The sequence below is a fragment of the Bacillus sp. CH140a_4T genome (genome assembly GCF_008923725.1).
GTDB lineage: Bacteria > Bacillota > Bacilli > Bacillales > Bacillaceae_G > Bacillus_A.
This window is the reverse complement of record NZ_WBPF01000022.1, coordinates 25,488-51,961: the sequence shown is the minus strand read 5'-3', so window position 1 is coordinate 51,961 and position 26,474 is coordinate 25,488. Positions and strand designations below refer to the sequence as shown.

Here is a 26,474-nt window from a genome sequence, read left to right as displayed (position 1 = left end):
TTTTTTATTAGAATGCACGATTCACTACTTCTTTCACTTCTTCAAGATATTGTTTACGCACATTATCATCCACGGAAGGAACACTCGTATAGAATGTATGCTCAATTGTTTCGATGCCTGTAAATTCAAACATACCAACATCTGCTGTTTTCTTCATTGCTTCAAACATACCGCCTGCTGTGTACGCCTCTTTCGTATTTCCCATTGTAGATAGTAATAAGCCTTTTTTACCGCTTAATAACTTCTCGATACCATTTTCACCGTAAGCATAAGCGAAGCCGTGGCTAAATACACGGTCAACGTATCCTTTTAAAATAGCAGGAAGTCCCGCCCACCAAACTGGGTAAATGAATGTAATGCTATCAGCCCAAGAGATATGCTCTTGCTCTTCTTTAATATCTTCTGGTGTGTTTCCTTGAGAAAATGAGATGAAATCGGAAGCGCCTAATACTGGATTGAAGTTTAATTCGTATAGATCGCGAACACGTACTTCATGACCTTTTTCTTCTAATTCACTTTTTACTGTTTCTAAAATTGCATGGTTGAAGCTTTCTGTATTTGGGTGTGCATAAACGATTACATGTTTCATTGTTCTTCCTCCTATTTGTGGATATGTGAATAGTTTTTTTTATTATGTAACTATTATGGTTACTTCTGTTGTAAGAGTCAACTTTTTTGACGTGAGAAATAAAGCAGAAATGTAATTAGCTAATATGGAATACATGTTAGTATGTGACAAAAAAATACAAAAAAGTAGGGATTTTGCATTATGGATAGAATATATAGATTGGTAAATAGAGAGAGAAGGGGATATGGGGATGAATATTATTGAAATTGAAAGGTTAGAAAAATCGTTTAATATTGGGGATAGTAAAGTAAAAATATTAAAAGGCATTAATCTTCAAATTCAAAAAGGAGACTTTGTCTGTATTATGGGGGCAAGTGGTTCAGGGAAAACGACGTTATTGCAGCTATTAGGTGGATTAGATATTCCATCGGTAGGTAGTATTCGCGTTGATGGTACAGAGATTTCAACATTAAAAGAAAAAGAGCTCGCTTTATTTAGAAGGCATAAAATCGGTTTTATTTTTCAGCAGTTTAATTTGATTCCAGTGTTTAGTGCGGAGGAAAATGTAGGATTGCCGTTACTGTTAGATAATATCTCGCAAAAGAAGGCGACGGCGACAGCGAATCGTTTATTAAATCTCGTCGGGCTAAAGGGAAAAGAAAAACATTTACCAGCGCAGTTATCAGGCGGGCAACAGCAAAGGGTTGCGATCGCAAGAGCTTTTGCAAATGAGCCGGCTATTATATTAGCTGATGAACCAACAGGGGCATTAGATTCAGAAAATAGCAAAAATATAATCGCGGCACTTCGCAATGCGTGTGATGAGTTAGGACAAACAGCTGTCATTGTAACGCACGACCCGTTCGTAGCGGCCCATGCGGATAAAGTTGTTTTCTTATTAGATGGTGAAGTGATTCATGAACATGCTGAAAGTAAAGGGTGGAAATTTCGAAATATCCCGCAACAAGTTACCCACATTCAAGAGATTATGAATCGCCACTTTAAAGTAGGAGGTAAAGGTGATGCGATGGGTAATTAAGTATGCGATAAAATCGATGAAACAAAATTGGTTGCGAAATATGTTGATTGCCCTCGGTGCAGCTTTAGGTGTTATGTTAGCGACGATGTTATTACTAGGAAATCAATCAGTAGAGAAAAGTGTGAAGGAACAAGTAGTAAGTCGGTATGGAGATTATAATTTGCAATTTGGTTATATAAAAAATGATATGTACTTAAATAATGAAAGTTTAAAAGGAATAGATGGCTTAGAAAATGCTGAGAAAATATCAAAAGTACTTATACCATATCCTTTTCCAAATTATAAAGAGTTATCGGGAAAACCGTCCTATTGGGGTGTGGAGCAAGATTCTCCAGAAATGCATTCTTATAAAATATTAGAAGGTCGATATCCGAAAGAAGGGGCTGAAGTAGCGCTGACAAAAGGATATACAGATCGTGAAAATATACGGGTAGGAGATACGATTCAGTTGCCATTCCCGCAACATGGAGAAAAGAATGTGAAAGTCGTCGGTATTTTAAATCCGCCGTTAATGGCAGCAATGGGACATAGTGCTTATTTTCCAATCCATTGGCTTCAAAAAGAATTAAATTTATCAAATCAATTCAATCTCGTTCAAGTGAAAACGGCCGATGTAAATGTGAAAAGAGCAATTGCTTTAGATGTAAATAAGAAAATAGAAAATATAAAGGTCGATCAACGTACTTATGTTGATAAGGCATTTGAACGACTAAATGTAATGAAGCCGTTAATTTTTAGTTTAGGTGGTATTGCTTTATTTGTTGTAGCTCTTTTAATAATGGGAAGTTTCTTCTTATCTGTTAGAAGTCGATTTAAGCAGTGGGCATTATTACGTGCACTCGGTAGCAACCCAAATCAAATTATCTTAGTCGTTTTATTAGAGGCTTTATGCATCGGAGCAATCGGATCGCTAGCGGGGGTTATTCTTGGGGTAGGTACGCAAACAATCGCGGCATCATTCATTAACAAATGGGTGAATATTGAGGGGGCAGGGAAAGCATCATTCTCGATATCAGGTGAGGTTCTACTCATTACTTTTTTATTAGGGATTGTTATGTCTATCATAGGGGCCATTATACCAGCTTTCATGGTTAGAAAGATTCCACCAGTTCAAGCGCTTCGCCCAGGTCTTCCTAGTAATGAGAAAAAAGAAAAAAGATGGAGTGCTTTTAGCCTTAGCATTTTAATCATTGGTACCGTTATTGGACTCACGGGAAGCATATTAGAGCAGTATATCGGTTTTAATCCAAGTGCGATAGGAGCGCTGTTATTTGCAGTTGGTTTGTTATTGGCAATTAAGTTATTTATTCGCGTGATAGCACCGGTGATTGCAAAACCGTTTCAAATGATATTACGAATTGAAACGACGATTAGTAGCCGGAATGTAATTCGTTATCGGAATAAGGCAGCTGTGTCAGTTGCTATATTAGCATTTGGCTTTATGTTAGCGCTTGTTGGAACGATGTATGTAAATTCTATGTATGAAGGTATGAAAAAAGGGTTACAAAAACATTTACCAGCGGACTTAGTAATAAGAATTCCAGTAGAGTCGCAAGGAATAGAAACATTACCGTTTAGTTGGATGGAGAAGGTTAGAAAAATTGATGGTGTAGAGGCGAGTGTTGGGAATGCTACTGACGTTACAGCAAGGCTTGTGAATTATGACTTTAAAAAAGCGAATCAAGAATGGTATGAATTTGCGAAAAAAAATAATTTGAACTACGATTCAATGGAAGTTGTCGGTAACGATATTGTAGCGTACCAGAAAGTAACAAAAGCGAAAGTGATTGCAGGGCAAACTTTAAGTAAGCCATTACAAGATGGTGAAGGAGTCATTACGAAGGAAGTGGCTAAAAATTTAGGACTTCAGTTGCATGATACGATTGAAGTACAAGGAAAAGGGAAAGAAAAACAAACGATTAAAGTCGTTTCGATTATTGAGCAAGGATTAAGGTTAAGAGGGTTAGATATTTTTGTAAATGAACAATGGGCTCGCGATAAGTTTCACGTACAAGGATATGAAGCGATTCAAATTATGACAAATTCTAATCAATCATTTGAAGCGATTAAGAAGCAAGTGAAAGAAATTACAAATAATAAAGAGAATGTAGAAGTTATAAACAGTTATGATTTATTGAAAGAACAAGAGCAGTTATTATCGCAAATGATGATGTTAATTCGCTTGTTAGTTGTAATTGTTTTCATTATTTCTGGTATAGGATTAATGAATGCGATTGTTGCCAGCTTACATGAAAGACGTGCTGAAATTAGTATGATTCGTGCGGTAGGAGCTATTCCGAAGCAAATGAGACGGATCGTTTTATTAGAGGGAACTTTACTTGGAGCGATAGCTGGTTGCATAGGGATTTTTGGCGGGATTTTGTTTAGTTATATTGTGTTATCAAGTCTAGAACTAACAGTTATTATCATTCCGTATAATCAAGTTTTCATATTAGCTCTAGCTAGTGTGATACTTGGAGCAGGGGCAGCGTTGATTGCTTCCTTACAATTAAGAAAGTTTAAATTAAGTGATACTTTAAAGGAATTGTCAGCATAAAAGATTGCTATACCCCGCTCATACAAAGAACAAAGAAAACAAATAGAATGATAACAATACCAATGCCGAAGTTAAATACGAGAGTACTATCCATATATGTAGCCTCCTTGTTTGAAAGTAAAAAGCACTCTAGTTAAGAGTGCTTTTTTATTTTGAATCTACTTTATAACTTTTAGAAAGTGATTCATGCGTGTAATGATTTACATTATTTTATGTATTTATACTTTGAAATGAGTAAGTCCTTGTTGGATATAGAAAAAAAGACACTCTTTCGAGTGTCTTTTAAGATGACAAAATGTGCCAATTGCTTGAGGTTGATAAGACGCTAATTTCCGTGTTAACGCCTTTTCTCTAATCAAGAAGTGTAGCAACAGCGATTCAAATAAATTGTACCACTTGTTTAATGGCTGTGCGTATGTAATTCTGCATATTGCAATTAGAGGGAAATGAGGCACGAAAAATGAATGAGTATATATAGAATACTTGATAAGGGGAGAGAAGGATGGATATACATAAGTTAACGGTAGAAGAAGCAAATGAGATAAATACGTGGACGTACGAAGAACCTTATAATTTGTATGATTTTTCAGGTGAGAAAGAAGTAATAGAAGAATTATTAGATGGGACGTATTATGGCTGTTGTGACGATAATGGGGAGTTTATCGGCTACTTTTGTTTTGGGGAAAATGCACAAGTGCCAGGGGGAAGAGATGCTCATTTATATGGTGGAGAAGATGTAATTGATATCGGACTTGGCATGAAGCCAGCGTTAACAGGGAAAGGGCTGGGGAACATATTTTTTCAAGCTGGGATAGCCTTTGCAGCGAAAGAATATAAGCCGAAGATGTTTCGACTGAGTGTAGCGACGTTTAATACAAGAGCAATTACGCTATATAAAGACATAGGTTTTCAGCAGGGCCCTATTTTTGTGAGCCGCGGAAGAGAATTTATGCTTATGGAATATGAAAGACCGTCAGTATGAAACTGACGGTCTTTCATATTTTATTCCGAATGCTCAGCCCTGTGCGCTAAACGGCTTGAAGCAGCGGCAGCAATTCCGCCAACGATATCATCAAGGAATGTATGCACCTTTCCAGATGATTTATCATTTAAGTATTCTAAAATACCAGGTTTTAATTTATCGATATATCCAAAGTTCGTGAAACCGATAGAGCCGTACACGTTAACGATAGAAAGTGCGATAACTTCATCAATTCCGTATAAGCCTTCATCACGTTTTACGATATCTTGTAACGGTTGACTTAACATTCCTTTTTCGGCAAGGACATCAAGCTCAATGCCTGTAATAAGTGCGTTTTGTACTTCACGTTTTGATAGTACACGCTCAACGTTATAGCGGCATTCTGACATTTCTAAATTTGTATGATATTTCTTTTGAAGAAAATGAACAAGCTCAGCAATATCGTCAATTGTTACACCGCGCTCTTGTAATAGTTGTAATGCTCTTTCTTGTAGTTGATTTGATTCTTTCATGTTTATCACCTTTTTTTCTTTTTAGTATTTGTATACGTTTCGTTGCTTTATCATGTGCATAGGAATGAAAGGCGAGCACAAGCTCATATATATAAAGAAAAACCATAGGTGGCGACTGCGATGATTCATCATATTTATGAGCATTATCACATGCATGTTAAAGAATTAATCCCCCTTGGCCCCTATAAAAGCTTTTGGATTCGCAACAAAATTTATGTACTTGTTCCAATTGGAGAAATGGAGGAAGAAGTACTTGTAGAGATGAAAAAGCTCAGTGACTATATGAACCAGCAAGGGGATATAACTGTAGCGACTTTCGTTCCGACTATACACGGCTACTATGTAAGTGAGGTAGAAGAACAAAATTACTGCTTATTAAAAGGTATGCGTGTGTTAGAACGACATGCTACATCATTAGGAAGTGAGCTTTCTATATTCCATAAACGAGGTGCATTCTTTCCAGAAGAAATCGAGCAATTAAGCCGCATTGGTGAATGGAAAGCGTTATGGGAAAAACGGCTCGATCAATTAGAAAAGTTTTGGCAATCACAAGTGATGAACCACCCTACAGACGTATTCGATCAATTGTTTATTGAATCCTTCCCGTATTACTTAGGAGTCGCAGAAAATGCAATTCAGTATGTTGTTGATACAGAGATGGATGATACGCCGCAAATGACTGATGCAGCAACAATTTGCCAAGAACGATTCACACCTTTATTATGGCATAAAACGAAGCGTCTCAAACTTCCTTTTGATTGGGTGTATGATCACCCCACTCGAGATATAGCAGAATTAATCCGCTATATGATGATAGAAAAAAAGAAAGACTGGGAGCAAACAATCGTTCAATTTGTTACAGATTACGAACGAAATTATTCACTATCTTCATTTGGTTGGCGCTTATTATTTGCAAGGCTCCTGTTCCCACTTCACTACTTTGAAACAGTCGAACGATATTACCAAACGGGAAACGAAGAACAAAAAAGCATATATAGAGACCGCTTAGAAGCCATTTTACATGATGTGAACCGTTCAGAGCAATTTATGAAGCATTTTTATGGATCACTTCGTTTACCGGTTGATAAGTTAGGCATTAGGAAATTAGATTGGTTGTCCTAAAATGAAAAAAGAGACCGATTGAGGTCTCTTTTTTCATACTACAATTGTATGTAATACATTATGCCCCTACCTGTTGATCTGCACATATATTTAAAATGAATTGATGTCTTTCGATTTTTTCATTTACCTTACTCAATAATTCTTGCTGGATTTCTTTAAATAAAAACTGATAGCTCGCATTCCACGTTGGTATAACGGATGAAAGATCTAATAAATACTCTTTTTTCTTTTCTAGTTCTTGAATTGTTAAAAAAGTGTTTCCCATTCTTGGCATGTGTCGTCCCCCTATGTTTTTTTCTGTATATGTGTGAACGATTCTATATTATTAATTATCTCATTTTTTGAGAAGGATTTCCAATTTTGTTTTATGATGTTAAAGGGGAAGTGTTGTTTGAATAAAAAAAGAGACCCATTTGGGTCTCTTTCTAGGAAGCGATGCCGCTTCGGCTTTTAGATTAATATCCAGCTCCAGCGGCTAGAACAGTCGGCCATTTCGCACCTTCCTGTGAGGCAAAAAGCGCCTCTTCGTCAGGAGCTCCAATGACCTTCTGTTCTGAACGAGCCGCTTCCGCTTTTAATTAAAATACTTGTTCTACTTCAATAACGCCAGGTACTTCTTCTAGTAATGCGCGTTCGATACCAGCTTTTAGTGTGATTGTAGAACTTGGGCAGCTTCCGCATGCACCCATAAGGCGTAATTTTACGATACCTTCTTCAATGTCTACTAATTCAACGTCTCCGCCGTCGCGAAGTAAGAATGGACGTAATTTATCTAATACTTCTAATACTTGTTCTTGCATATGTGGGTTTTCCATTTTTATCGACTCCTTTCATCAGTTTTATTATAATCAAGATAGAGGGGAAAATCTATTTTTTCTCTTCTTGTTTTATTGTCGAAATATTTTATCGTGTTTTTTCAGTATAGGGGTAGGGAATAAGTTTGTAAAATGATGTGCTTATGCAATAGGACATCTGAATATGCTGTTGAAACAAGAGGTGGGGGAAGAAGAAATGGTTAATGTTCAAGTGTATGGGACGAAAGTAATTTGTGCGAGCTGCGTTGGAATGCCATCTTCAACAGAAACGTTTGAGTGGTTACAAGCAGCGATTGGTCGTAAATATGAAGGTCAAGAAAATAAATTTAATTTCGAGTATATTGATTTTCAAGAAGAACAAGAAGATGAAGATAAAAAAGCATTTGCAGAGCGCGTAGTGGAGGAAGATCTATTTTATCCAGTCGTTCTTGTAAATGGAGAAGTTGTTGGAGAAGGAAATCCTCGTTTGAAGGATGTTTACGAAGAAATCGAGAAATATTTATAAAGCAGGAAGCCTTTGCGAATTCGCAAAGGCTCTTTTTAATTGGAGGGATAGATGTGGAGAATGTTGTAAAGCATGCGTTACCAACGGAAGTACAACAGTTAATGGAGCGGTACACAGTAGAATTAAAAGAAATTTTTTTAGATGAAAAAATAATCGGGATATATATTTACGGCTCCATCGCACTCGGTGCATTTCATGCAGAAACGAGCGATGTTGATTTTGTTACGGTAATAAGTGATTCCGTGAATGAAGCTGAAAAACAGCAACTTGTAGAACTTCATAAGAAACTTAAGAGTAGTACGTTAGGTAAAAGAATGGATGGTATGTATATTCCGTTTGCTGATTTAGGGAAATACAATGATGAAATGAATGAGTACGTGTATTGTGCAGATGGTAAAGCGAATGTAGGTCATTGGGATATTAACGCGGTTACATGGTGGACATTGAAAAATCAAGGCATTACAGTTATCGGGAAAGAAGCGGAGGATCTTCCGTTTCAAATAAGATGGGATGATGTAGTCAATACGATGAAATACAACGTAGAACAGTACTGGAGTGAAAAAGCGAAGCAACCATATTTATTTTTTATAGAAGAGTGGGTAGAATCAGCTGTCGTTACAATGGGTCGCATTTTATATACACTGGATCATAAAACAATCGTTTCAAAAGATAGAGGATTGCAATACTTGTTAGAACGTTCAGGGGAAGAATGGGAGCTTTTATTAAAAGAAGTAGCGAGAATACGGCAGAATCCAAAAGAAAAGCGAATGCTCTCAAGGTGGAGAAGAGCAGATATGACGGGAAAGTACTTACTGCATTTAATTGAAACATGTAAAGAGAAATGGTAGGGAAAAAAGAGACGATACAGTAGATTGTATCGTCTCTTTTTATGTTGCAATTGGTATATAATGGTTAAAAAGGTTTAATTATACTGGAGGGATATGATGGACACGGAATTAGTTACATATAAAGAAAAGAATGTAAAAATGAGTATGCTCGAAGTAATCAGTATAATAGTAATTATTTTTGGAGTCATATATGGAATTGATTTTTTGAACTTTTTATATGACGCCTCATTATATCCATGGTATGTAGACCACCTTATTCCGCCTTTAACATTTCTTACTATCATCTTAATATATTCACCAGCAAGAAATTACTGTGTGCATTTATTAAAATCAATACAGTTCAATAATTTTAAGCATTATGTAACGATAGTAATGACGATGATCGTACTGCTTATATATCTTGCGGTATTAAATTTAGTTTTACCACATGGGCTTGGTGTGGATGAATCTAATCTAGTAATAGAGCCTACTAAAAGTGAAATCATTGTATATGTAGTTGTACTCACAATTTTCGCACCGATTTGGGAAGAGCTTGTATTCCGAGGTATGTTTTTTATGAAATTATCTCAGCGCTTCTCTACACTTAGTAGTGCCGTTATAAGTGCTTCTATATTTACTTTAGGTCATCCCCTTACAGTAGGGAGTGTTTTATATATTTTTGGTGGCGGTATATGTTTAGCTTATACGTATAAGAAAACAAATAACTTACTCGTCCCATGGGGAATTCATTTATTAAATAATGCATTTTTTATATTAATAAATTTTCAACTATAAAAAGACGCCTTTTTGAATAGGGCGTCTTTCTTATTTTGTAGGGGAAGATAATACGAAATATAGATAGTTTCATGTGAAACATTTTTAGTATTAAATATATATAAAGTTTAACTTAGTGTATTAAACGTATCATTCATAAGTATTCTAATATATTTAAAAGTAAAATGGAATAATAAAAGGGGAATTGTCGGAATATATTCGATTTCCGTTTATTTTTATGAAATATATGCACTTTTTGTTAGATTCCTTCTTTTTATTTCTATAAAATACATGTATGTAGAAATAAGAAAAGGATGATGTACGTGAAGGACACTGTTTTACAAGAAACAATTTCTCCGCAACAGTTACATACAGTCGTTCAAAAGAATACGGCGTATTATGAATTTAAGTGGGGCAAAGTAGAAAATCCAGCGCAAGGGAATACGTGGAATTGGGTAGCCTTTTTCTTCCCGACTTTTTGGTTAGCTTATCGTAAAATGTATAAGTTATTTATTATACTTACGTTATTATCAGTGCCTAGTATACTTATACCCCCTTTTATAGACATTTCAGATGGGATTTTTTTATCAATTAGTTTAGTTTTTCAATTAGGAATGATGATATTTACTGGATGGCAAGGAAATCGTTTATATTATAAGCACGCTGTTCGTGTTTTACATAAGGGAGAAAATATGCCTGATCATGAGAAGGCGTATTACTTACAATCAAAGGGTGGTGCTAGCTTTGCTGGCATGATTGGTTTACAAGTTATAGTGACGATAGTATTTGGTGGCGCTATGTTTGGACTTTCTCTTTTACCAACTGAGCCGAATATTAAAAATGTTGTTCGTTCAAGTGATGAAGGATTTACTTTAGAGGTTATGACAGATAATCCAACGTGGAAGTTTGTGAAGAAAGAACAAGATTATGACGTAGTAGAATTTACTGGTTATGATTATACAGAGAAGAAAAACGTGAAAATTAAATTTGCTGTTTATTTCGATGAAGATTATTTCGAGTGGCAAGAGGTATATGAAAATAATAAGAAGTTAAGTGAAGAAGAGTTAGAAGAGTATCAATTTTATATTGAAGAAAATAGTTGGAGTTTCTAGTGAGAGCTCGTTTATTTTGAAAAGAAGAATCTTGTGAAAGTTCTTCTTTTTTCATTGGAAACGGCATATGAATTGAAATTTTGTAAAATACAATAAAAAATGAGAATTCCAGGTAGGGTTGTCAATAACGTGAGACTATGGCAGTATAAAGAAATGCTGTACAAATTTTATTTATCGAGATGTAAACATCAATTTTGATTTTTACGTATAAATAATGAACGGAGGAAATGAATTTATGGCTACTTTACCAAATTGTCCAAAATGTAATTCAGAATATACGTATGAGGATGGCGTTCTTTTCGTATGTCCAGAATGTGCTCATGAGTGGGGCCAAGAAGCAGAAGCAGAAAATAATGATGGTGCAAAAGTTGTAAAAGATGCGAACGGAAACGTTCTTCAAGACGGCGATGCTGTTACTGTCATTAAAGATTTAAAAGTAAAAGGAACGTCTTCAGTTGTGAAGATTGGTACGAAAGTAAAGAGTATCCGTCTAGTTGATGGCGATCACGATATTGATTGCAAAATCGACGGTTTCGGAGCTATGAAGTTAAAATCACAATTCGTTAAGAAGGCGTAAGGAAAAAGAGGAGGCGGGTAGCCTACTCTTTTTTATTGTCATTTTTTGTCGGTAAGTCGATATAATTTCATTTACCATGAACAGTGCCTCATTTACCGTGCATTATAGTCAACCTCTTTCAACTGACACCGCTTATTAAAGAATGTTTTATATCCAAGCTGCAAGAAGATAATAACAGCAAAGGCAGTACTTCCAGAAATACCGAGTATAATGGCAATTTGATATTGAATGGCTGTAAATGGTGATACACCAGATAAGATTTGTCCTGTCATCATGCCTGGTAGGCTTATAATTCCCATTCCGACCATGGAATTGATCGTTGGTAAAATAGCAGAGTCAAAAGCGTCGCGTATGAGTGGAGCAGCGGCTTCTTTCGGTGTTGCGCCGAGCATAAGTGCTCCTTCGATTTGACCTCTTTGCGATTTCATATTGTTTAAGAACGTATTTGCCCCGAGAGAAACACCTGTCATCGCATTCCCAACTAACATTCCCGTAATAGGAACGATATATTGCGGCGCATACCAAGGGTCGTGCCCGATAATAACAAAGATAAATAGTAGAAGTGGCCCAATTGATCCGGCAACCATGGAAAGAGCGGCTACCCGTTTTAAGTCTTTTGACATCGGGATATTGACTCGTTTATAAATATTAAAAATTGCAAAGGTAGTAATAGAAGTAATAAGAGCAATTGTATAAAATGGATTACTATTTTCAAATACGTATGTAAGGACATATGCAACAAGTACGAGCTGAATCGTCATACGGAATGTTGCGAGTGCAATTTGTTTTTCACGCGGTATTCCTTTTAATTTTACAAGTCCAATTAATATAAGAATAAAAATGTATGCAGCGGCAAGTTGCCAAATTTGGAGTTCAATAACGCCCTTCAACTGAGAGCACTTCCTTTCTAGTTGCACCGTTTGTTTTACTAATTTCAATAATATCGTCTGCAATTTCTTCTGGAAGTTGTTGTGAGTGTGTAATGAAGATAACTGTTTTTTTCTTTTCTCTTGCTAGCGTAGTAAATTGTTTCATAACGCGGCGTTCTGTATCGCTATCTAGCGCCGAGGTTGGTTCATCTAATAAATAAACAGGTGGATCCATAAGTACGATACGTGCAAAAGCAAGTCGTTGTTTTTCCCCGCCTGATAAGGAATCGGCGTTGTCTTCTAAATTTTTTTCTAAGCTAACAGTCGTTAATGCGCTAAGCAAGGCATCATCATTTGGAAATGGTTTTTCAGAAAGACGAAGTCCCAGTAATAGATTGTCTTTAATCGTTCCATCAAAAATAGGTGGTGTTTGCCCAAGCATGACTACGTCACGTCGTAATTGCATAGGAGGATAGTCAGAAATTAGTTTTCCGTTATATTCAATTGTACCGGATGTTGGAGATTGCAAATCATTTAGCATGCGGAGCAATGTACTTTTTCCGCTCCCACTCTCACCGATAATACATGTGATTTTTTCTTTTTGAATCTGTAAATAAGGAATGTGTAGTATATCTTTATATGTAACGTCTTTTAATATAAACATAAATAGCTCCTTTCTGATTCTAGTTATCCCGCTATTCACCGGGCAGTAAGCCCCCCACCTCAAAATTCAGCGAAAGCAAAGAAGTTAGGTGGGGGATCAACTGCCCGTAAAAGCCCGATTGGTGAGGGCTGATTAAAGTTTCACTTTATATCGTATCAAAAAAGAGAAGATAACGGTTATAAAGAGCAACGTTTTTTCTTCGTCTTGAGTTCTATTAATAAGTTAAGTAAATGATCTAATTCTTGGCTGAAAGAAATTACTTTATGATGAGTGAATCCGTATTGTTCAACGAGATAGATCAATTCTTGCTTCTTCGCTTCTATTCGATCGTTTAGATTCGTTACGTTCATAAATGAAATGGAATGCCTCCTGTAAAAGTATTTACAACATAAAAAAATAAGACCGAATGACTTCGGTCTTAAAGGAAATAATAAAACAACTTATAAATAGCATACACTGTTTATCAATAGTTTTTAATATAAAAATGAAAAATAAATCATCCTCCATATTGAGAAAGATGTGTCAGATAATTATATTTTAACTCATAAAAGAGGCTGCCTACTTAGTAGACAGCTTGTAAAGTATTAACCCTTATGATATTTGTACATCCAAAGAAGACCGGATTTTAATAATCTCGGTACACGTCCCATTAATGGTTGATTTGCTAGTAAACCAAATCCATGCTTTTTGCCAAGAGAGCCGAGAACACCTTTTAATTTAATTACAGGTAGTTCATCAGGTAGTGGTTCATTATTCCAACGTTTTAATAATATTTGGACAATTTGTTCTCCTTGACCTTCAGCGAGTTGGGCAGATGGTGCGTGTGGAAGTGCTGCGCAATCTCCTACAACATAAACGTTCTCGTTATTTGGAATATTGTGATATTTTGTTAAAACAACCCGTCCGCTACCATCTTGTTCAACTGGAAGGTTTCGAACAACTTCATTTGCTTGAATACCAGCTGTCCAGACGATTGCATCACATTCAAGTGGTTCATCGTGGTTGTACACAATATTTGGTTCTACTTTTGTAATGTTAGCGTTTCGTATAATAGTAACTTTATGTTTTACGAACCATTCTTCTACATATCTACTTAATTTCTCTGGATATGGGAATAGAATTCTATCTTTTCGATCAAATAAGTAAATTTTTAAATCAGAACGGCTTTCGCGAAGTTCACTTGCAACTTCAACGCCACTTAATCCAGCACCAACGACAGCTACTGTTGCGTTTGGTTCTAGGCTATTTAATTGTTCATATGTCTTACGTGTTTGTTCAATCGATTGTAGGCTATGTGTATATTCCTTCGCTCCAGGAACGTTATGGTATTTATCTTCACAGCCAAGACCGATAATTAAATCATCATATTGGATTGCTTCGCCGCCATCGAGATGAACAGCTTTTTCTTCGAGATCAATATTTGTTATTGTGCCGTATTGAATATTGAGGCGTGGGTGCTCGGGAAACGGTATACGAATATGCGTTTCTGAAATAGTACCCGCAACTAATGCATAATATTCAGTTTTGAAGCAATGATACGGTACTTTGTCGATTAATGTCACTTGTACATCATCTGGAAGTTGGTTGCTTGGAAGTAGCCGCTGCAGAATTCTCATTCCACCGTAGCCGCCACCTAGTATTACGAGGTGTTTCATGATGGATTACCCCTTTTCTGTTGAAATATCCCCTAATCACACAATTTTATATTAATAAAATATTTCGACTTTACTCAATCAAATTATATCGAATTTGTGAACAAATAACAATGCATGAATGAATACTCTGTTGTACAATAAGAAGAAAAGTAAAGTAAACTGTTTTTCCTTTTTAGTTACTATTTCATTGCGAGTAGCATGTTATATAAAATAAAACCATCTACCTTGAAGTGAAATAGTGAAGTAACTAAATAGTTTAGAAGGTATAACGAAAACAACAAGAAACAGCTTAGTTTTCTTCTTATAGATAAAGTGAAACTTTAATCAGTGGAGGTTTTGTCCATATCCACTGATTATCAGTCCGCACCAATCGGGATAAAGTCAGAAGGTAATTTGTTTTGTAGTACAGGGGGGAGAATTTTGATTAAACCATTAATTGAATTTTGTGTAGGTAACCTTGCGAGTGGCTCACAAGCAGCTTTAGAGAAATTAGAAAAAGATCCGAATTTAGATGTAATGGAGTATGGTTGTTTAGGATATTGTGGCATTTGTTTTGAAGGACCGTTTGCACTTGTAAATGGTGAAGTAGTACAAGGTGCTACAGTAGAAGAACTTGTTAATAATGTATATGATTATTTGGATGAAAATCCAATGTTTTAAGGTGTTGCAATCAGCAACTCCTTTTTCTTTTTCTATTAGATAAAATCTTCTTTCGCGGGGGAGGATAATATTGTATATAAATAAAAAAAGGCCCTTGTAGAAGGGCTTTTTTCTTACACAATTTGTGCAAGAATGGCTCATCGCCAAATGTTGTCAAATATGAGAAACGGGGGACATTCATATTGTGTTCTAAAAGCGTGCATTTTATACTTAAAATAACAAACTATTTTTGGAGTGAATACAAATGAGCCAATTTTCTTTTACAAAAATGCATGGTCTTGGCAATAGTTATATATATGTAAATATGTTTGAAGAACAAATTCCTGAAGAAGATTTAGTTCTTGTGGCGGAAAAGGTTTCAAATATTAATACTGGTATTGGAGCAGATGGAATGATTTTAATTTGTCCATCTGACGTAGCTCCGGTGAAAATGCGCATGTTTAATAATGATGGTTCAGAAGGAAAGAGCTGCGGTAACGGTTTACGCTGCGTAGCGAAATATGCGTATGAGCATAAACTAGTAGAAGGAACAGTTTTCACAATTGAAACGTTAGCTGGCATTGTGACGGCGGAAGTAACGGTAGAAGAAGGGAAAGTTACGTTAGCGAAAATCGATATGGGAGCACCGCGTTTAACACGTGCAGAAATACCGATGCTTGGTGAAGGTGAAACACCATATATTCGTGAAAACTTCTTATACAATAATCATCGTTATGCATTTACAGCTGTTTCAATGGGGAATCCGCATGCGGTTATTTTTGTGGATGATGTAGAACAAGCGCCTCTTACAACACTTGGTCCAGTCCTGGAGACACATGAAATGTTCCCAGAGCGAGTAAATGTTGAATTCATCGAGATTTTGAATGATGCTGAGATGAACTTCCGCGTTTGGGAACGTGGATCTGGTGTAACACAAGCTTGCGGAACAGGGGCGTGTGCTGCAGTTGTAGCCTCTATTTTAAATGGAAAAATGGAACGTGGTAAGGAAATTATAGTTCATTTAGCTGGCGGCGATTTAATGATTGCATGGACAGAAGAAGGCAATGTGCTAATGAAAGGACCGGCGGAAGTAATTTGCCGCGGAGTGTATGAGTACAAGATAGAAGCGTAAAGATGTATAATAGAATGGGAACAGAAAGGATGGTGTATTTCATGATTGAAGTAACAGAACAAGCAGCTTTTCAAATTAAAGATATGTTAAAAGATGCTGAAGATGGAGAGAAGTACGTGCGCCTTGCTGTACATGGCGGCGGATGTACTGGCCTTTCTTACGGATTAGGATTTGAAGTAGAACCAAAAGAAGACGACACAGTTCTTGAATTTTTCGGTGTTGAATTTGTTATCGATACAGAAAGTGCTCCAATTGTTAAAGGAGTAAAGATTGATTATAAACAATCTATGCTTGGCGGCGGATTTACAATTGACAATCCAAACGCAATCGCATCATGCGGATGTGGATCATCTTTCCGTACAGCATCGAATGCTGGTAAGCCGGAAGAGTGCTAAGTTTTTAGCAGAAATAGAGAAAGACCTTTTTAGCGATGAAATAAAATCGTTAAGGAGGTTTTTTTTGTCGTAAAAAATCAAAAACGTCGCCTTTCAAATTTAGAACCCGACCTCAAGATATGTTGCACAACGAATGTTTAAATCTAATTTATTTTTGCATAGATGCAAGTATCAGCTAGTTGTTTGCCGTCAGCTGAAAGATCTTCATTACGTAATATCCCTTCAAGCTCAAAACCTAGTTTTTCAGGGATTGCACGACTTTTCGTGTTATTACGTTCACATCGTATTTCAATCCTTCTAAATTTGAATAACTGAAATCCAAGGTTTATTAACGTACTTACTACTTCTGTCATATATCCATTTCCACTAAATTGGGTGTTAATCCAGTATCCAATTTCACATTTAGAAACCTTCCAATCAATTCCGTGAAGGCTAGCCGTTCCAATAAAATCATTCGTCTCCTTATGGTAGATAAGATAGCGAAAGCTTTCTCTTTTCAAAAAATCTATATGCGCATTTCTCAGGAGAATTTCCGTTTCTTCAACAGTAGGAATGGACTGGAATAGAGACAACCATTGCTTTAATTCATGAATTGAATCTTTAATAGCTTCATGTACTACATTCCCTTCACCAGCTTGAAGTGGTGCTCGAAGAATGAGTCTGTCTGTTTCTATTTGTAACGGAACATCTAATAAAATAGGATTCATAGTATTTCTCCTCTCAAAAGCTACAAAACAATAAATATATATTCAATTCATCATTTAGAAATCCCTTTTCATCTATTGACTTCTAATTTCTTTATCATTTATTTGAGCTTCAAGTTCTCTGTTTTCCAGTTATAATTGAAGGGTAGAAAGAGGGGATATATGCTGGAAGATATTTTTGAATTTATATTGAAGTACGTTATAGGTTCTATTTTTAGATTTATAAGATACCTTGTGATAGATATTATAATAGAATGCATAATAGAAGGTGTAATAAACGGTATAAGGAAATTACGTGATAAAATCCGTGATAAGTGGCGAAACTGGCGTGAAAGACGTTATTGGCGGTAATAGGTACATAAAAAAAATTAGCAGTAAAAAGATAGAGGATAAAAGCCTTAAGAGAGATGGATTATAAAATTCATTCCCCTTATGGCTTTTTTATTTTGACATTTTGTATACAAAGGGGATTTGAAATGAGAAAAGATAAGTTCATGAAAGAAGGACACCACCGTGGTGAGCGTCATAAAGGAAGAGACGGATCGCATCATCGCGGACCGAAAACATTTCGCCGCGGGAGAGCAATCGCCTTTTTAGAAATGATGAATTTGAAACGAGCGACAATTAAACAACAGTTAAGTGAGCCAGAATTCCAGTCTATTCAGCAAATTTTAATCGGGGAATTAAAGGCAATTGATATGGTTATTAATGAGTTTACACAACTATTTGAAATACATGAGAGTGAAACAGAAGAAGCGCCTGCATTAGATGAGAAGGCAAATTTAGAGCAAGGGACTGCATCTGATGAAACAAATTAATCGTTATATCGATTCAGTATTTTGTGGTCAAGATGCTCTTTTGGATGAAGTGATTGCTTCCATAAAAGAAAACGAAATGCCACCAATATCGGTATCGCCTTCTTCGGGTAAACTTTTAACGATGTTAGTTTCCATTTCTGGAACGAAAGATATTTTAGAAATAGGTGCATTAGGTGGGTATAGCGGCATTTGTCTTGCAAGAGGTTTTGGAGAAGAAGGTACGTTAACTTCTCTTGAATTAGAAGAGAAATATGCAGAGATAGCACATCATAATCTACATAAAGCGGGATTTGGAAAACAAGTGTCGTATATGACTGGTGCTGCCTTACAAAGTCTTGAAAAATTAACCGCAGGTAATAAGCGATTTGATTTCTTCTTTATCGACGCTGATAAAGAGAATTATGAAAATTACTTAACGTACTGCATTAAGCTTGCGAAGCCAGGTGCGGTAATTGTTACAGATAATGTTTTAGCTGGTGGTAGTGTAGTTGATGAAAGTACGAAACAAAAACGTTATACAGAAGTTATGAAGAAGTTTAACGAAGTAGTAGCAACGCATCCAAGGTTAGAATCCGTACTCATTCCAATTGGTGACGGAATGACGGTTTCTAAAGTGAAGAAATAATTATTATCTTACAAAAGTGTAATGTTCATGTCATGTTTTTGAATTTTTTCTTTAAAGCTAAGGCTTTAAGATAACAATATAAGAAAAACACATGAGGTGAAGGAAATGAAAAGATATATTGCACTTTTTAGCATTTTAGTTGTATTTGCAAGCCTATTAGTTGGTTGTGATTTAAATCGTATGGGTAAAGACGAGTATTATGTTCAAATTACAGTAGATGGAAAAGAGTATAATGGTAAATCTGATAATGGTGAGCCGTATAAAGATTACCAATATAAATTAAAAGGTTTTGATAAAGAAGGTAAAGAGAAAGAATTAGAATTTACTGCACAAAAAAACTTACGTAAAGATGCATTCTTACGTGTATATCACTCAGATAAAAAAGGTGTAACAGCTTGGGAAGAAGTAAAGAAAGATGAGCTTCCTGCGAAAGTGAAAGAAAAATTAGGTGCGAAATAAGAAAGAAAAAGGAATTGACGAACAGGGTCAATTCCTTTTTTCTTTCTCAAAATCCTCTTCTGAAATGACTTTCAATCCGTGTCTTTTGAATAAAGCAGTTGTTACCCCGTAACCAGTTTGTTTAGTCCCGTTAAATTCTCCAGTGTAAATCGTAGAACTACCACAAGATGGACTACGTTCTTTTGAAATAATATATTCTGGATGTAAATTCTTAATTTGTTCTAGAGCTTTATAAGCACCGCTCACGAAAGCTTCTGTAACATCTTCACCGTCTTTTGTCATCACTTTCGCTTTTCCATCTAAAACATCATCGCCATTCCCACCAATAATTTCAGCTGAGGGACGAGGCGTTGGCAATCCTCCTAATACTTCAGGACAAATGAGGACTGTATCTTTTTGTTGCAGTAACTCTTCTATTTTTGAAACGAGATTGTCATTTCCATCATACCGACAAGCGATGCCACCTAAACAAGCACTTACTACGATCATATTGTCACCTCCAAAAAAAATTAAAATATCACGCCAATTTTGCTTCCTGACTCTTACCTATAAATGAGGTGATAAAAATGGGAAGCTTATATAACTTAATGAAACCATATAGTGAATTTCGAAGTAAAGAAGAGTTTAATACATATCAAAAACAAGTTTTGAAGTGCTATCGATTTCAATTAAATAAGACGGATGCTACTATTATTCATTTTTTAGGAAAGTATGCAGTGAATGAGAAACAGAAAACAGTGGGAGTTGCTTGTCCGTTAATGGAGACGATTGCGACGAATGTTGGAAAGAGTATTCGTACAGTACGCCGCTCAATTGCAAAGTTAGAGGAACTAGGAATTATAAAGCGTGTTGCGACAAAAGAAAGACATAAACGCGGTGGATATAGTGCGAACTTATATGTATTTCTTATATCTGCAATTGACCGCATGGATGACCGTATGAAACTGTCCGCATGTGAAAGTGAGGATGATGCAGCTGACTGTAGTAAAAATGAGCAAAAATATGAGGGGGAAACAATTCTTTCTAAAAACATTCCACAAATAAAAGAGAATAGAAAAGTAACGTACGAGCTTGATGAAACGTATTGCCGTCACGATATACCGAAGCCTTTTATATACGCACTTGTGCCGATGACGCGTAATCCGAAGAAGATTAATATATTTTGGAGTAAGGTGGAACTTGCATATAAAAAGAGCGGGTTACTAGAGCAAGGTGTGTTACTGGAGCAAATATTAGCTGATGAAGAAGTGTATGGAAATTTCATTTGGCGAGTAAAGAGTGTTGTGAGAGCGTATAAATACGGGGAAATCCGTAAAAATGTTAGGGCACTTTTATATAGTACAGTGCGGGATTTATTTTTAGAGGTTGGACTAGAATGGGGAGCAGCTGTGAGAAGAAGTAAGGGGATACCGTTATTTGATCCGTTTAAAAAGGAGTCATGCGTATAATACATGACTCCAAGTCGTTAATCAAACTTTCTTACAACTGGAACACGAATCGCTACAAATAGTACGAAGACGATAACGGCGATTGCACCGCTTTTCATAACGGTTACGATCGGAATTCCTATTGCAAGCGCAATTGATGTGAATGCATAAGAAAGCGGGATAAAGCCCATGGATGATAGCATAAGTAGACTCATTACGCGTCCCATCATTTCTTCTTTTACTGTCGATTGAATCATCGCCATAAGCGGAACGATAGCCATTGCGATTGTAATACCGTAAAACATGCCAGCTAATAATGCTTGCCAAAGTACGGTGCTAAAGTTAATGGATAAGAAGAACACACCAGACAGTAGCATCATGATAATGCAAAATAGACCACGTCTACGATTAATATTTTTTAAACCGACAATGACAGCGCCTATTGCCATTCCGCCACCTACAGATGCTTCTAAGTAACTAAACTGAAGAGAATCACCGTGCAGAACATTTTTAACGAAAAGCGGGAAACCGACTTGCATTGGACCGATTAAAAATAAGTTTAGAAAGGCGCTACAAAGAAGGAAAGTTGAAAGAAATGGTGATTCCTTTACGTATAAAATTCCTTCTTTAATAGAAGTGAACATGCCTTTGTCTGTATTTTGCTGCTCTGGCATCGTAAATTGTATTTTTTGAACGAGTATGGCTGCGACGATCAGTAATAAAATTGTGATTGAAAAGATCGTTTCATAGTTCGTAAATTTGATAAGAATGCCGCCAAGTACAGGGCCTAAGATAACCGATGCTTGGTTTGACATTTGTGTAAGTGAATTTGCTTGTGTTAAACGGCTTTTTTCTACAAGTTCAGGCAAGATAGATCCATCAGCTGACCAGAAAAAAGCATCAGCAAGCCCAAAGAATAAAGCGAATAAAGCAAATGTATATAGTGTTACATCACCTACGATGAACCATGTGAGGATGGTTGCGACAAGAATGGCACGAATAATATTAGAGTAAAACATAATGTTTTTTTTCGGGAATTTATCAGCTACAGCGCCGCCGATAATCATAAAAATAAGCCTTGGAACACTAAGAGCTACGAAAACAACACCGAGTGAAGCTTCAAGGTTTAATGTTTTTGCTATGTACCACGTTTGTGAAAAAGTAAAAAAGGCTAAAGCAAAACTTGAAAAAAGAGTAGCTGCCCAAAGAAAAAGGAAATTCGTATTTTTTAATAACGGTTTTCCGCTTCCCTCTAAAGCAGATTTATTTTGTTGTAGTTCCTCCATATTGCTTCCTTTCTATGTGACAAATTTAAACTAAAAAACCTATTAACAATCGTTTTATACAGTTTCTAATATTTCTATACTGCACTTTCTCATTGTAGACAATAATAATGAATTTGCACAGTGGCTATTTAACGACAAAAAAGAAGATACCATTTGGTATCTTCTTTTTTGTCGTTTAGGCTAATGCAATGTAAATATCTAATTGTACGTTGGTTGGATCTGTTGCTTTTTCATCATAAAGCTCAAAGTCTGTTGTAAAAGCACGCTTGTTTTCTTTTGACCATTTCCAAATATATTCCCAAGCTTCGCAAATGACTTCAGCAACTGGTCCCTTTCTCGTTGTAAATACCGCATACGTAGCAGCAGGTATTGCTACAGTTGTCATATTTTCAGGAACGTCTTCTAATGAGGAAACGGGCATGCCGATTGTAAATTGATATGTACCAGTTTCATCTGATTCGTAATTTGAGTAAAAAGCGAATGTTTCTTTCGTTTGTTGATTTGGGATGTGGTGCATCATTTGTTCTTGGAAGTATCGGTTCCAAAGCTGTGGAATTTTCCCCTCAGTAGATGCCTCTGTTTTGTTTGTCGTCGTAATTGAAACGCCGATTGCTTGGAAAGCTTCTTTTTTTACGATAATCGGTTCTTTCATTTTAAAATCTCCCCCTTATTAATCGGAACGTACGTTCTGTTTTAGTGTAACATATTTTGGAAGGAGAAGGTACCACAATAATAAAAGAACTCCTTTTGCGTAAAAGGAGTTCTTATCATTTCTATATTAAAACATACTAGAGCTATGCATTGGTTGAAGTTTTGCACTTGGATCGAAGTAAGCTTTTGCATTGTTTACTGCTGTTGGTGCTTCACCGAAGCCGCAAGCAATGAGTTTTACTTTTCCTTCATATGTACAAATGTCACCAGCAGCGTAAATGCCAGGAATATTTGTTTCCATTTTCGAGTTTACGAGAATGCTGTTTTTTTGTATATCTAAGCCCCAGTTTTTAATTGGACCAAGAGAGGAAACGAATCCGTAGTTTACAATTACGTCATCGACATCGATGATAATTTTTTCTTCCGTTTTTACGTGCTGAAGAACGACTTGTTCAATGTGGTCATCGCCAATGAGTTCTACTGGAACGTACGGTGTGCTTACTTCTGCACGAGAATTCATTAAGCTTTCTACGCTATGTTCATGCGCACGGAATTTATCACGGCGATGAACGATTGTAACTTTGTCAGCGATCGGCTCTAACATCATTGTCCAATCAACAGCTGAGTCGCCGCCGCCAAATACTACGACGCGCTTACCAGCAAATTTATTCATATCATCAACGAAATAATGTAAGTTTTTCTTTTCGTACTTTGTTGTACCTTCTAATTCTAAGCGGCGTGGTTGGAAAGCACCATTGCCAGCAGTAATAATAACTGATTTAGAATAGTGAGTTTGCTTATTCGTAACAAGTTTAAATATACCGTCAGCTTGTTTCTCAAGCGTATCAACAGCTTCTTCTAAACAAACGGTTGGGTCAAATTTCTTCATTTGCTCTTTTAAGTTATCAACTAATTCTTGTGCACGCACTTTCGGGAATCCAGCTACATCATAAATGTATTTTTCAGGGTAGAGTGCGGATAATTGTCCTCCAAGTTGAGGTAAGCTTTCAATGATTTTTACACTTGCTTGTCTCATGCCGCCATAAAATGCTGTGAACAGTCCTGTTGGACCACCACCAATAATTGTTATGTCGTAAACTTTTTGATTTTCTGCCACTTTCATGCCCCCTATAGATGGAATTTTGATATTGATTTCATATATTGTTCATATGTACACGAAAATCCTGCAAATGATGACACTTTCAAATAAATGATAGCATATTTGCGTTCATAATACTTCTGGAAACGACTGAATTGTGTGTAAGTTTTCGCATAGGTGCTTTTTTAATTGTATAAAATATGGTGAAAGGAAAATACATGAAAAAAAGGCTGAAAAACCCTTGAAAACGCTATGTTATTTTAAAATATTGATAATTCTCCAGACGCTTGAATTCTGGAATAAAACCGACTAATATAGGGAAGTATTATGTTAAATTTCTATGACAAAATTCGTACGATTTTTTGACTGCGTTTTGTTATGATATAGAATGTGAGAAATTCCACATTCTTGACAAATAGATTTGTTAGTACTTGGTATTATTTTTCATTACTATTATATAAAGAAAAGGGTTGTGATTTGGTGAAGACTCCAAAAATCGTAGTTTTAGGTGCAGGTTATGGCGGGATGATTACGACTGTTCGTCTGCAAAAAGCATTATCTGTAAATGAAGCTGAAATTACGTTAGTAAACAACAACAGCTATCACTACCAAGCGACTTGGTTACACGAGAGCGCAGCTGGTACATTACAAGATGAAAAAATCTGTCTAGATATTCAAGACGTTATTGATACAAATAAAGTAAACTTTGTACAAGATACAGTAGTAGAAATTAAAGCTGCTGAAAAACGTATTATCTTAAAAGACGGCGAGTTAGAGTATGACTACTTAGTAATCGGTCTTGGTTTCGAATCAGAAACATTCGGAATTACAGGATTAAAAGAACATGCATTCTCAATCGCTAACATTAATGCAACTCGTGAAATTCGTGAGCATATGGAAGCTAGTTTCGCTAAATATGCAACTGAACAACGTGATGAGTTAGTAACAATCGTTGTTGGTGGTGCTGGATTTACTGGTATCGAGTACGTAGGTGAGCTTGCAAACCGTGTTCCTGAACTTTGCAAAGAGTACAATGTACCACGTGAAAAAGCACGTATCATCTGTGTAGAAGCTGCTCCAACAGCACTTCCAGGTTTCGATCCAGCATTAGTAGAATACGCTGTAAAACAACTTGAGAAAAAAGGCGTAGAATTCCGCATCGGTACAGCAATTAAAGAAGCAACTGAAGAAGGTATTATCGTTGCAAACGGTGATGATACTGAATTACTGAAGTCTGAAACAGTAGTTTGGGCTGCAGGTGTTCGTGGTAACGGTATTGTGGAAGAGTCTGGCTTTGAAGCAATGCGCGGCCGTGTAAAAGTTGATGAGTACATGCACGCTCCAGGATACGAAGATGTATTCATGGTTGGTGACGCAGCGTTAATCATTAACGAAGAAATTAACCGTCCATACCCACCAACAGCACAAATCGCAATTCAACAAGGTTACAACATTGCACACAACGTAACTGTGTTAGTTCGTGGTAAAGGTGAAATGAAGAAATTCGCATTCGATAATAAAGGATCTGTATGTTCTTTAGGTCATGACGATGCAATGGGCGTTGTTATGGGCAAAAAGTTAACAGGTTGGAAAGCTTCCTTCATGAAGAAAGTTATCGATAACCGTTACCTATTCTTATTAGGTGGACCTTTATTAGTTCTTAAAAAAGGTAAATTAAAGTTCTTTTAATATATAGGAGAAAAAGCAGAAACGGCTAAGAGCTGTTTCTGCTTTTTTCATTTAAAAAATATAGTATAATATATAAAAAAGAAAGAATATTCTGTCCGTTCTAGTAGAGGAGGGTATTACATCATGGAAAAGCGAGGGAAAGTGTGGTTAGCTGTCAGTGGCTTAGTTGCTACAAAAGATGGCAGGTGGCTGTTCGTTAAGAAAAAATACAGTGGATTAAAAGGAAAATGGTCTTTACCGGCTGGTTTTGTAAATGAAGGTGAGACGGTTGATGAAGCTGTGAAACGTGAAGTGTTAGAAGAAACAGGCATTGTCTCTCATGTGAAGGGAATCATTGGTGTTCGATCGGGCGTGATTCGCAATGAGATTAGTGATAATATGATTATTTTCCTTTTGGAGCCTGAAGGAGAAAATATTATTGTACAGGAGAAGGAATTGTCTGAAGTAGCATTTTTACATCCAGATACGATTGCAGACGATCCAAATACGTCTTTACTTATCAAATATTTGTTTGAAGGAAGGTCAGAACTACATCTTGATATGAACAAAACATTAGATCCAGGAGAGCAATTTGGTTATACAGCCTATCATGTATTTACGGCGCATGCGAAGGAGAGGGAGAAAGAGTGAGTATACCGGTACTACTTATTTCAATGATGTTATTTTTTATTTTGTTTTTTGGAATTGGATTTTTACTCAACATGATATTGCGAGCTACGTGGGTAATGGTTATTGTGTATCCAATTGTTTGTATACTTATTATTAATAAGGCGAGTGTGTGGGATTATTTTTCAAAGCCGAAAGAAACATTCTCTTCATTTGGGACAAGTGTATCGCATTTAGGACAAGCAGATGTGTTTATTCTATCTACTGGATTAGTAGGTGCTGCCTTAGCTGGAATTGTAATTAAGAAACTTCGGAAAAGCGGATATCAAATGTTTTAATCTCCAATTCATTTGGAGATTATTTTTT

General features: G+C 36.2%; 33 protein-coding genes. 20 read left to right on the top strand and 13 right to left on the bottom strand.

Annotated elements, in window-relative coordinates; genetic code table 11:
- Positions 1–7: 7 nt before the first annotated feature.
- On the bottom strand, positions 8–589 hold the full coding sequence (locus tag F8162_RS26505; protein WP_151632356.1) for an NAD(P)H-dependent oxidoreductase: 582 nt from the start codon (positions 587–589) through the stop codon (positions 8–10).
- A gap of 229 nt (positions 590–818) precedes the next feature.
- Between F8162_RS26505 and F8162_RS26500 the strand changes: the two genes are divergently transcribed.
- The 3 genes from F8162_RS26500 to F8162_RS26485 all read left to right on the top strand — a co-directional run bounded on the left by F8162_RS26500 (position 819) and on the right by F8162_RS26485 (position 5,146).
- The gene (locus tag F8162_RS26500) at positions 819–1,607 is read left to right on the top strand and encodes an ABC transporter ATP-binding protein (RefSeq protein ID WP_151632358.1); all 789 of its coding nucleotides are present in this window, start codon (positions 819–821) and stop codon (positions 1,605–1,607) included.
- Positions 1,591–4,164, top strand: coding sequence for an FtsX-like permease family protein (locus F8162_RS26495; protein ID WP_151632360.1), 2,574 nt, complete (start codon positions 1,591–1,593; stop codon positions 4,162–4,164). The genes F8162_RS26500 and F8162_RS26495 overlap by 17 nt, the downstream gene beginning before the upstream one ends.
- A gap of 502 nt (positions 4,165–4,666) precedes the next feature.
- Complete coding sequence (locus F8162_RS26485; RefSeq protein ID WP_151632362.1) at positions 4,667–5,146, top strand: GNAT family N-acetyltransferase; 480 nt, start codon at positions 4,667–4,669, stop codon at positions 5,144–5,146.
- A gap of 20 nt (positions 5,147–5,166) precedes the next feature.
- Here the strand turns inward: F8162_RS26485 and F8162_RS26480 are convergent, their stop codons facing one another.
- Positions 5,167–5,658, bottom strand: a complete 492-nt coding sequence (locus F8162_RS26480) for a phosphatidylglycerophosphatase A (protein ID WP_000665105.1) — start codon at positions 5,656–5,658, stop codon at positions 5,167–5,169.
- Between the two features lie 120 nt (positions 5,659–5,778).
- On the opposite strand from F8162_RS26480, the gene yutH reads away from it, so the two are divergent.
- Positions 5,779–6,780, top strand: coding sequence for a spore coat putative kinase YutH (gene yutH / locus F8162_RS26475; RefSeq protein WP_151632364.1), 1,002 nt, complete (start codon positions 5,779–5,781; stop codon positions 6,778–6,780).
- Positions 6,781–6,838: 58 nt separating this feature from the next.
- Here yutH and F8162_RS26470 read toward each other — a convergent pair whose 3' ends face one another.
- Positions 6,839–7,054 (bottom strand): hypothetical protein, encoded by a 216-nt coding sequence (locus F8162_RS26470; RefSeq protein WP_001137788.1) that lies wholly within the window; start codon positions 7,052–7,054, stop codon positions 6,839–6,841.
- Between the two features lie 304 nt (positions 7,055–7,358).
- Positions 7,359–7,595 carry a NifU family protein gene (locus F8162_RS26465; protein ID WP_000431159.1) on the bottom strand — a complete coding sequence of 79 codons (237 nt, stop codon included), beginning with the start codon at positions 7,593–7,595 and terminating at the stop codon, positions 7,359–7,361.
- A 196-nt stretch (positions 7,596–7,791) separates the two neighbouring features.
- Here F8162_RS26465 and F8162_RS26460 point away from each other — a divergent pair, with 196 nt between their 5' ends.
- From F8162_RS26460 to phnA, 5 genes are all read left to right on the top strand, one after another.
- On the top strand, positions 7,792–8,100 hold the full coding sequence (locus tag F8162_RS26460; RefSeq protein WP_000248591.1) for a YuzD family protein: 309 nt from the start codon (positions 7,792–7,794) through the stop codon (positions 8,098–8,100).
- A gap of 53 nt (positions 8,101–8,153) precedes the next feature.
- Positions 8,154–8,948 carry a nucleotidyltransferase domain-containing protein gene (locus tag F8162_RS26455; RefSeq protein WP_151632366.1) on the top strand — a complete coding sequence of 265 codons (795 nt, stop codon included), beginning with the start codon at positions 8,154–8,156 and terminating at the stop codon, positions 8,946–8,948.
- A gap of 96 nt (positions 8,949–9,044) precedes the next feature.
- Positions 9,045–9,722 carry a CPBP family intramembrane glutamic endopeptidase gene (locus F8162_RS26450; protein ID WP_151632368.1) on the top strand — a complete coding sequence of 226 codons (678 nt, stop codon included), beginning with the start codon at positions 9,045–9,047 and terminating at the stop codon, positions 9,720–9,722.
- A 296-nt stretch (positions 9,723–10,018) separates the two neighbouring features.
- Complete coding sequence (locus tag F8162_RS26445) at positions 10,019–10,813, top strand: DUF2628 domain-containing protein (protein WP_151632444.1); 795 nt, start codon at positions 10,019–10,021, stop codon at positions 10,811–10,813.
- Between the two features lie 235 nt (positions 10,814–11,048).
- The gene (gene phnA, locus F8162_RS26440) at positions 11,049–11,390 is read left to right on the top strand and encodes an alkylphosphonate utilization operon protein PhnA (RefSeq protein ID WP_000212737.1); all 342 of its coding nucleotides are present in this window, start codon (positions 11,049–11,051) and stop codon (positions 11,388–11,390) included.
- A gap of 92 nt (positions 11,391–11,482) precedes the next feature.
- Here phnA and F8162_RS26435 read toward each other — a convergent pair whose 3' ends face one another.
- From F8162_RS26435 to F8162_RS26415, 4 genes are all read right to left on the bottom strand, one after another.
- Positions 11,483–12,280, bottom strand: coding sequence for an ABC transporter permease (locus F8162_RS26435; RefSeq protein ID WP_151632370.1), 798 nt, complete (start codon positions 12,278–12,280; stop codon positions 11,483–11,485).
- Entirely contained in the window at positions 12,264–12,923 is a 660-nt protein-coding gene (locus F8162_RS26430) for an ATP-binding cassette domain-containing protein (protein WP_151632372.1), read from the bottom strand. Before F8162_RS26430 ends, F8162_RS26435 begins: the two co-directional genes overlap by 17 nt.
- 176 nt (positions 12,924–13,099) lie before the next feature.
- Positions 13,100–13,273, bottom strand: coding sequence for an aspartyl-phosphate phosphatase Spo0E family protein (locus F8162_RS26420; RefSeq protein WP_151632374.1), 174 nt, complete (start codon positions 13,271–13,273; stop codon positions 13,100–13,102).
- Between the two features lie 234 nt (positions 13,274–13,507).
- Positions 13,508–14,578, bottom strand: a complete 1,071-nt coding sequence (locus F8162_RS26415) for an NAD(P)/FAD-dependent oxidoreductase (protein WP_151632376.1) — start codon at positions 14,576–14,578, stop codon at positions 13,508–13,510.
- Between the two features lie 420 nt (positions 14,579–14,998).
- Here F8162_RS26415 and F8162_RS26410 point away from each other — a divergent pair, with 420 nt between their 5' ends.
- The 3 genes from F8162_RS26410 (at position 14,999) to F8162_RS26400 (ending at position 16,744) form a co-directional block, all read left to right on the top strand.
- Positions 14,999–15,238 carry a YuzB family protein gene (locus F8162_RS26410; RefSeq protein WP_000595025.1) on the top strand — a complete coding sequence of 80 codons (240 nt, stop codon included), beginning with the start codon at positions 14,999–15,001 and terminating at the stop codon, positions 15,236–15,238.
- Positions 15,239–15,482: 244 nt separating this feature from the next.
- Positions 15,483–16,349, top strand: coding sequence for a diaminopimelate epimerase (dapF, locus tag F8162_RS26405; RefSeq protein ID WP_151632378.1), 867 nt, complete (start codon positions 15,483–15,485; stop codon positions 16,347–16,349).
- Positions 16,350–16,390: 41 nt separating this feature from the next.
- The gene (locus tag F8162_RS26400) at positions 16,391–16,744 is read left to right on the top strand and encodes a HesB/IscA family protein (protein WP_000573829.1); all 354 of its coding nucleotides are present in this window, start codon (positions 16,391–16,393) and stop codon (positions 16,742–16,744) included.
- Positions 16,745–16,887: 143 nt separating this feature from the next.
- Here F8162_RS26400 and F8162_RS26395 read toward each other — a convergent pair whose 3' ends face one another.
- The gene (locus F8162_RS26395; RefSeq protein WP_151632380.1) at positions 16,888–17,451 is read right to left on the bottom strand and encodes a GNAT family N-acetyltransferase; all 564 of its coding nucleotides are present in this window, start codon (positions 17,449–17,451) and stop codon (positions 16,888–16,890) included.
- Positions 17,452–17,610: 159 nt separating this feature from the next.
- On the opposite strand from F8162_RS26395, the gene F8162_RS26390 reads away from it, so the two are divergent.
- From F8162_RS26390 to F8162_RS26375, 4 genes are all read left to right on the top strand, one after another.
- Positions 17,611–17,799, top strand: a complete 189-nt coding sequence (locus F8162_RS26390; RefSeq protein WP_151632382.1) for a hypothetical protein — start codon at positions 17,611–17,613, stop codon at positions 17,797–17,799.
- A gap of 125 nt (positions 17,800–17,924) precedes the next feature.
- A complete protein-coding gene (locus F8162_RS26385; RefSeq protein ID WP_151632384.1) occupies positions 17,925–18,266 on the top strand; it encodes a hypothetical protein in 342 nt (113 codons plus the stop codon).
- Positions 18,253–18,891 carry an O-methyltransferase gene (locus F8162_RS26380; protein WP_151632386.1) on the top strand — a complete coding sequence of 213 codons (639 nt, stop codon included), beginning with the start codon at positions 18,253–18,255 and terminating at the stop codon, positions 18,889–18,891. The genes F8162_RS26385 and F8162_RS26380 overlap by 14 nt, the downstream gene beginning before the upstream one ends.
- A 105-nt stretch (positions 18,892–18,996) precedes the next feature.
- Positions 18,997–19,350: a YxeA family protein gene (locus F8162_RS26375; RefSeq protein ID WP_087959437.1), complete on the top strand. Its 354-nt coding sequence runs from the start codon at positions 18,997–18,999 to the stop codon at positions 19,348–19,350.
- Positions 19,351–19,377: 27 nt separating this feature from the next.
- Here the strand turns inward: F8162_RS26375 and F8162_RS26370 are convergent, their stop codons facing one another.
- Positions 19,378–19,839 (bottom strand): DUF523 domain-containing protein, encoded by a 462-nt coding sequence (locus F8162_RS26370; protein ID WP_151632388.1) that lies wholly within the window; start codon positions 19,837–19,839, stop codon positions 19,378–19,380.
- A 77-nt stretch (positions 19,840–19,916) separates the two neighbouring features.
- Here F8162_RS26370 and F8162_RS26365 point away from each other — a divergent pair, with 77 nt between their 5' ends.
- A complete protein-coding gene (locus F8162_RS26365; RefSeq protein WP_087959439.1) occupies positions 19,917–20,798 on the top strand; it encodes a helix-turn-helix domain-containing protein in 882 nt (293 codons plus the stop codon).
- A gap of 17 nt (positions 20,799–20,815) precedes the next feature.
- Here the strand turns inward: F8162_RS26365 and F8162_RS26360 are convergent, their stop codons facing one another.
- The 3 genes from F8162_RS26360 to F8162_RS26350 all read right to left on the bottom strand — a co-directional run bounded on the left by F8162_RS26360 (position 20,816) and on the right by F8162_RS26350 (position 23,831).
- Positions 20,816–22,063, bottom strand: a complete 1,248-nt coding sequence (locus F8162_RS26360; RefSeq protein ID WP_151632390.1) for an MFS transporter — start codon at positions 22,061–22,063, stop codon at positions 20,816–20,818.
- Between the two features lie 175 nt (positions 22,064–22,238).
- The gene (locus tag F8162_RS26355; protein ID WP_151632392.1) at positions 22,239–22,715 is read right to left on the bottom strand and encodes a GyrI-like domain-containing protein; all 477 of its coding nucleotides are present in this window, start codon (positions 22,713–22,715) and stop codon (positions 22,239–22,241) included.
- Positions 22,716–22,841: 126 nt separating this feature from the next.
- Positions 22,842–23,831 (bottom strand): NAD(P)/FAD-dependent oxidoreductase, encoded by a 990-nt coding sequence (locus F8162_RS26350; protein WP_151632394.1) that lies wholly within the window; start codon positions 23,829–23,831, stop codon positions 22,842–22,844.
- Between the two features lie 462 nt (positions 23,832–24,293).
- Between F8162_RS26350 and F8162_RS26345 the strand changes: the two genes are divergently transcribed.
- The 3 genes from F8162_RS26345 (at position 24,294) to F8162_RS26335 (ending at position 26,446) form a co-directional block, all read left to right on the top strand.
- Positions 24,294–25,502, top strand: a complete 1,209-nt coding sequence (locus F8162_RS26345; RefSeq protein WP_151632396.1) for an NAD(P)/FAD-dependent oxidoreductase — start codon at positions 24,294–24,296, stop codon at positions 25,500–25,502.
- Between the two features lie 123 nt (positions 25,503–25,625).
- Positions 25,626–26,132, top strand: coding sequence for an NUDIX hydrolase (locus tag F8162_RS26340; RefSeq protein ID WP_151632398.1), 507 nt, complete (start codon positions 25,626–25,628; stop codon positions 26,130–26,132).
- The gene (locus tag F8162_RS26335) at positions 26,129–26,446 is read left to right on the top strand and encodes a YuiB family protein (protein WP_000027007.1); all 318 of its coding nucleotides are present in this window, start codon (positions 26,129–26,131) and stop codon (positions 26,444–26,446) included. The genes F8162_RS26340 and F8162_RS26335 overlap by 4 nt, the downstream gene beginning before the upstream one ends.
- Positions 26,447–26,474: the final 28 nt, after the last annotated feature.

Excerpts from the sequence above, each read along its gene's own strand:
- F8162_RS26375 (WP_087959437.1), top strand. The coding sequence starts at position 18,997 with ATGAAAAGATATATTGCACTTTTTAGCATTTTAGTTGTATTTGCAAGC.
- F8162_RS26400 (WP_000573829.1), top strand. The coding sequence starts at position 16,391 with ATGATTGAAGTAACAGAACAAGCAGCTTTTCAAATTAAAGATATGTTA.
- F8162_RS26500 (WP_151632358.1), top strand. The coding sequence starts at position 819 with ATGAATATTATTGAAATTGAAAGGTTAGAAAAATCGTTTAATATTGGG.
- dapF (WP_151632378.1), top strand. The coding sequence starts at position 15,483 with ATGAGCCAATTTTCTTTTACAAAAATGCATGGTCTTGGCAATAGTTAT.
- F8162_RS26360 (WP_151632390.1), bottom strand. The coding sequence starts at position 22,063 with ATGGAGGAACTACAACAAAATAAATCTGCTTTAGAGGGAAGCGGAAAA.
- F8162_RS26420 (WP_151632374.1), bottom strand. The coding sequence starts at position 13,273 with ATGAACGTAACGAATCTAAACGATCGAATAGAAGCGAAGAAGCAAGAA.
- F8162_RS26450 (WP_151632368.1), top strand. The coding sequence starts at position 9,045 with ATGGACACGGAATTAGTTACATATAAAGAAAAGAATGTAAAAATGAGT.
- F8162_RS26380 (WP_151632386.1), top strand. The coding sequence starts at position 18,253 with ATGAAACAAATTAATCGTTATATCGATTCAGTATTTTGTGGTCAAGAT.
- F8162_RS26415 (WP_151632376.1), bottom strand. The coding sequence starts at position 14,578 with ATGAAACACCTCGTAATACTAGGTGGCGGCTACGGTGGAATGAGAATT.
- F8162_RS26480 (WP_000665105.1), bottom strand. The coding sequence starts at position 5,658 with ATGAAAGAATCAAATCAACTACAAGAAAGAGCATTACAACTATTACAA.
- F8162_RS26370 (WP_151632388.1), bottom strand. The coding sequence starts at position 19,839 with ATGATCGTAGTAAGTGCTTGTTTAGGTGGCATCGCTTGTCGGTATGAT.
- F8162_RS26445 (WP_151632444.1), top strand. The coding sequence starts at position 10,019 with ATGTACGTGAAGGACACTGTTTTACAAGAAACAATTTCTCCGCAACAG.
- yutH (WP_151632364.1), top strand. The coding sequence starts at position 5,779 with ATGATTCATCATATTTATGAGCATTATCACATGCATGTTAAAGAATTA.
- F8162_RS26385 (WP_151632384.1), top strand. The coding sequence starts at position 17,925 with ATGAGAAAAGATAAGTTCATGAAAGAAGGACACCACCGTGGTGAGCGT.
- F8162_RS26390 (WP_151632382.1), top strand. The coding sequence starts at position 17,611 with ATGCTGGAAGATATTTTTGAATTTATATTGAAGTACGTTATAGGTTCT.
- F8162_RS26470 (WP_001137788.1), bottom strand. The coding sequence starts at position 7,054 with ATGCCAAGAATGGGAAACACTTTTTTAACAATTCAAGAACTAGAAAAG.
- F8162_RS26430 (WP_151632372.1), bottom strand. The coding sequence starts at position 12,923 with ATGTTTATATTAAAAGACGTTACATATAAAGATATACTACACATTCCT.
- F8162_RS26505 (WP_151632356.1), bottom strand. The coding sequence starts at position 589 with ATGAAACATGTAATCGTTTATGCACACCCAAATACAGAAAGCTTCAAC.
- F8162_RS26355 (WP_151632392.1), bottom strand. The coding sequence starts at position 22,715 with ATGAAAGAACCGATTATCGTAAAAAAAGAAGCTTTCCAAGCAATCGGC.
- phnA (WP_000212737.1), top strand. The coding sequence starts at position 11,049 with ATGGCTACTTTACCAAATTGTCCAAAATGTAATTCAGAATATACGTAT.
- F8162_RS26495 (WP_151632360.1), top strand. The coding sequence starts at position 1,591 with ATGCGATGGGTAATTAAGTATGCGATAAAATCGATGAAACAAAATTGG.
- F8162_RS26340 (WP_151632398.1), top strand. The coding sequence starts at position 25,626 with ATGGAAAAGCGAGGGAAAGTGTGGTTAGCTGTCAGTGGCTTAGTTGCT.
- F8162_RS26395 (WP_151632380.1), bottom strand. The coding sequence starts at position 17,451 with ATGAATCCTATTTTATTAGATGTTCCGTTACAAATAGAAACAGACAGA.
- F8162_RS26365 (WP_087959439.1), top strand. The coding sequence starts at position 19,917 with ATGGGAAGCTTATATAACTTAATGAAACCATATAGTGAATTTCGAAGT.
- F8162_RS26485 (WP_151632362.1), top strand. The coding sequence starts at position 4,667 with ATGGATATACATAAGTTAACGGTAGAAGAAGCAAATGAGATAAATACG.
- F8162_RS26460 (WP_000248591.1), top strand. The coding sequence starts at position 7,792 with ATGGTTAATGTTCAAGTGTATGGGACGAAAGTAATTTGTGCGAGCTGC.
- F8162_RS26465 (WP_000431159.1), bottom strand. The coding sequence starts at position 7,595 with ATGGAAAACCCACATATGCAAGAACAAGTATTAGAAGTATTAGATAAA.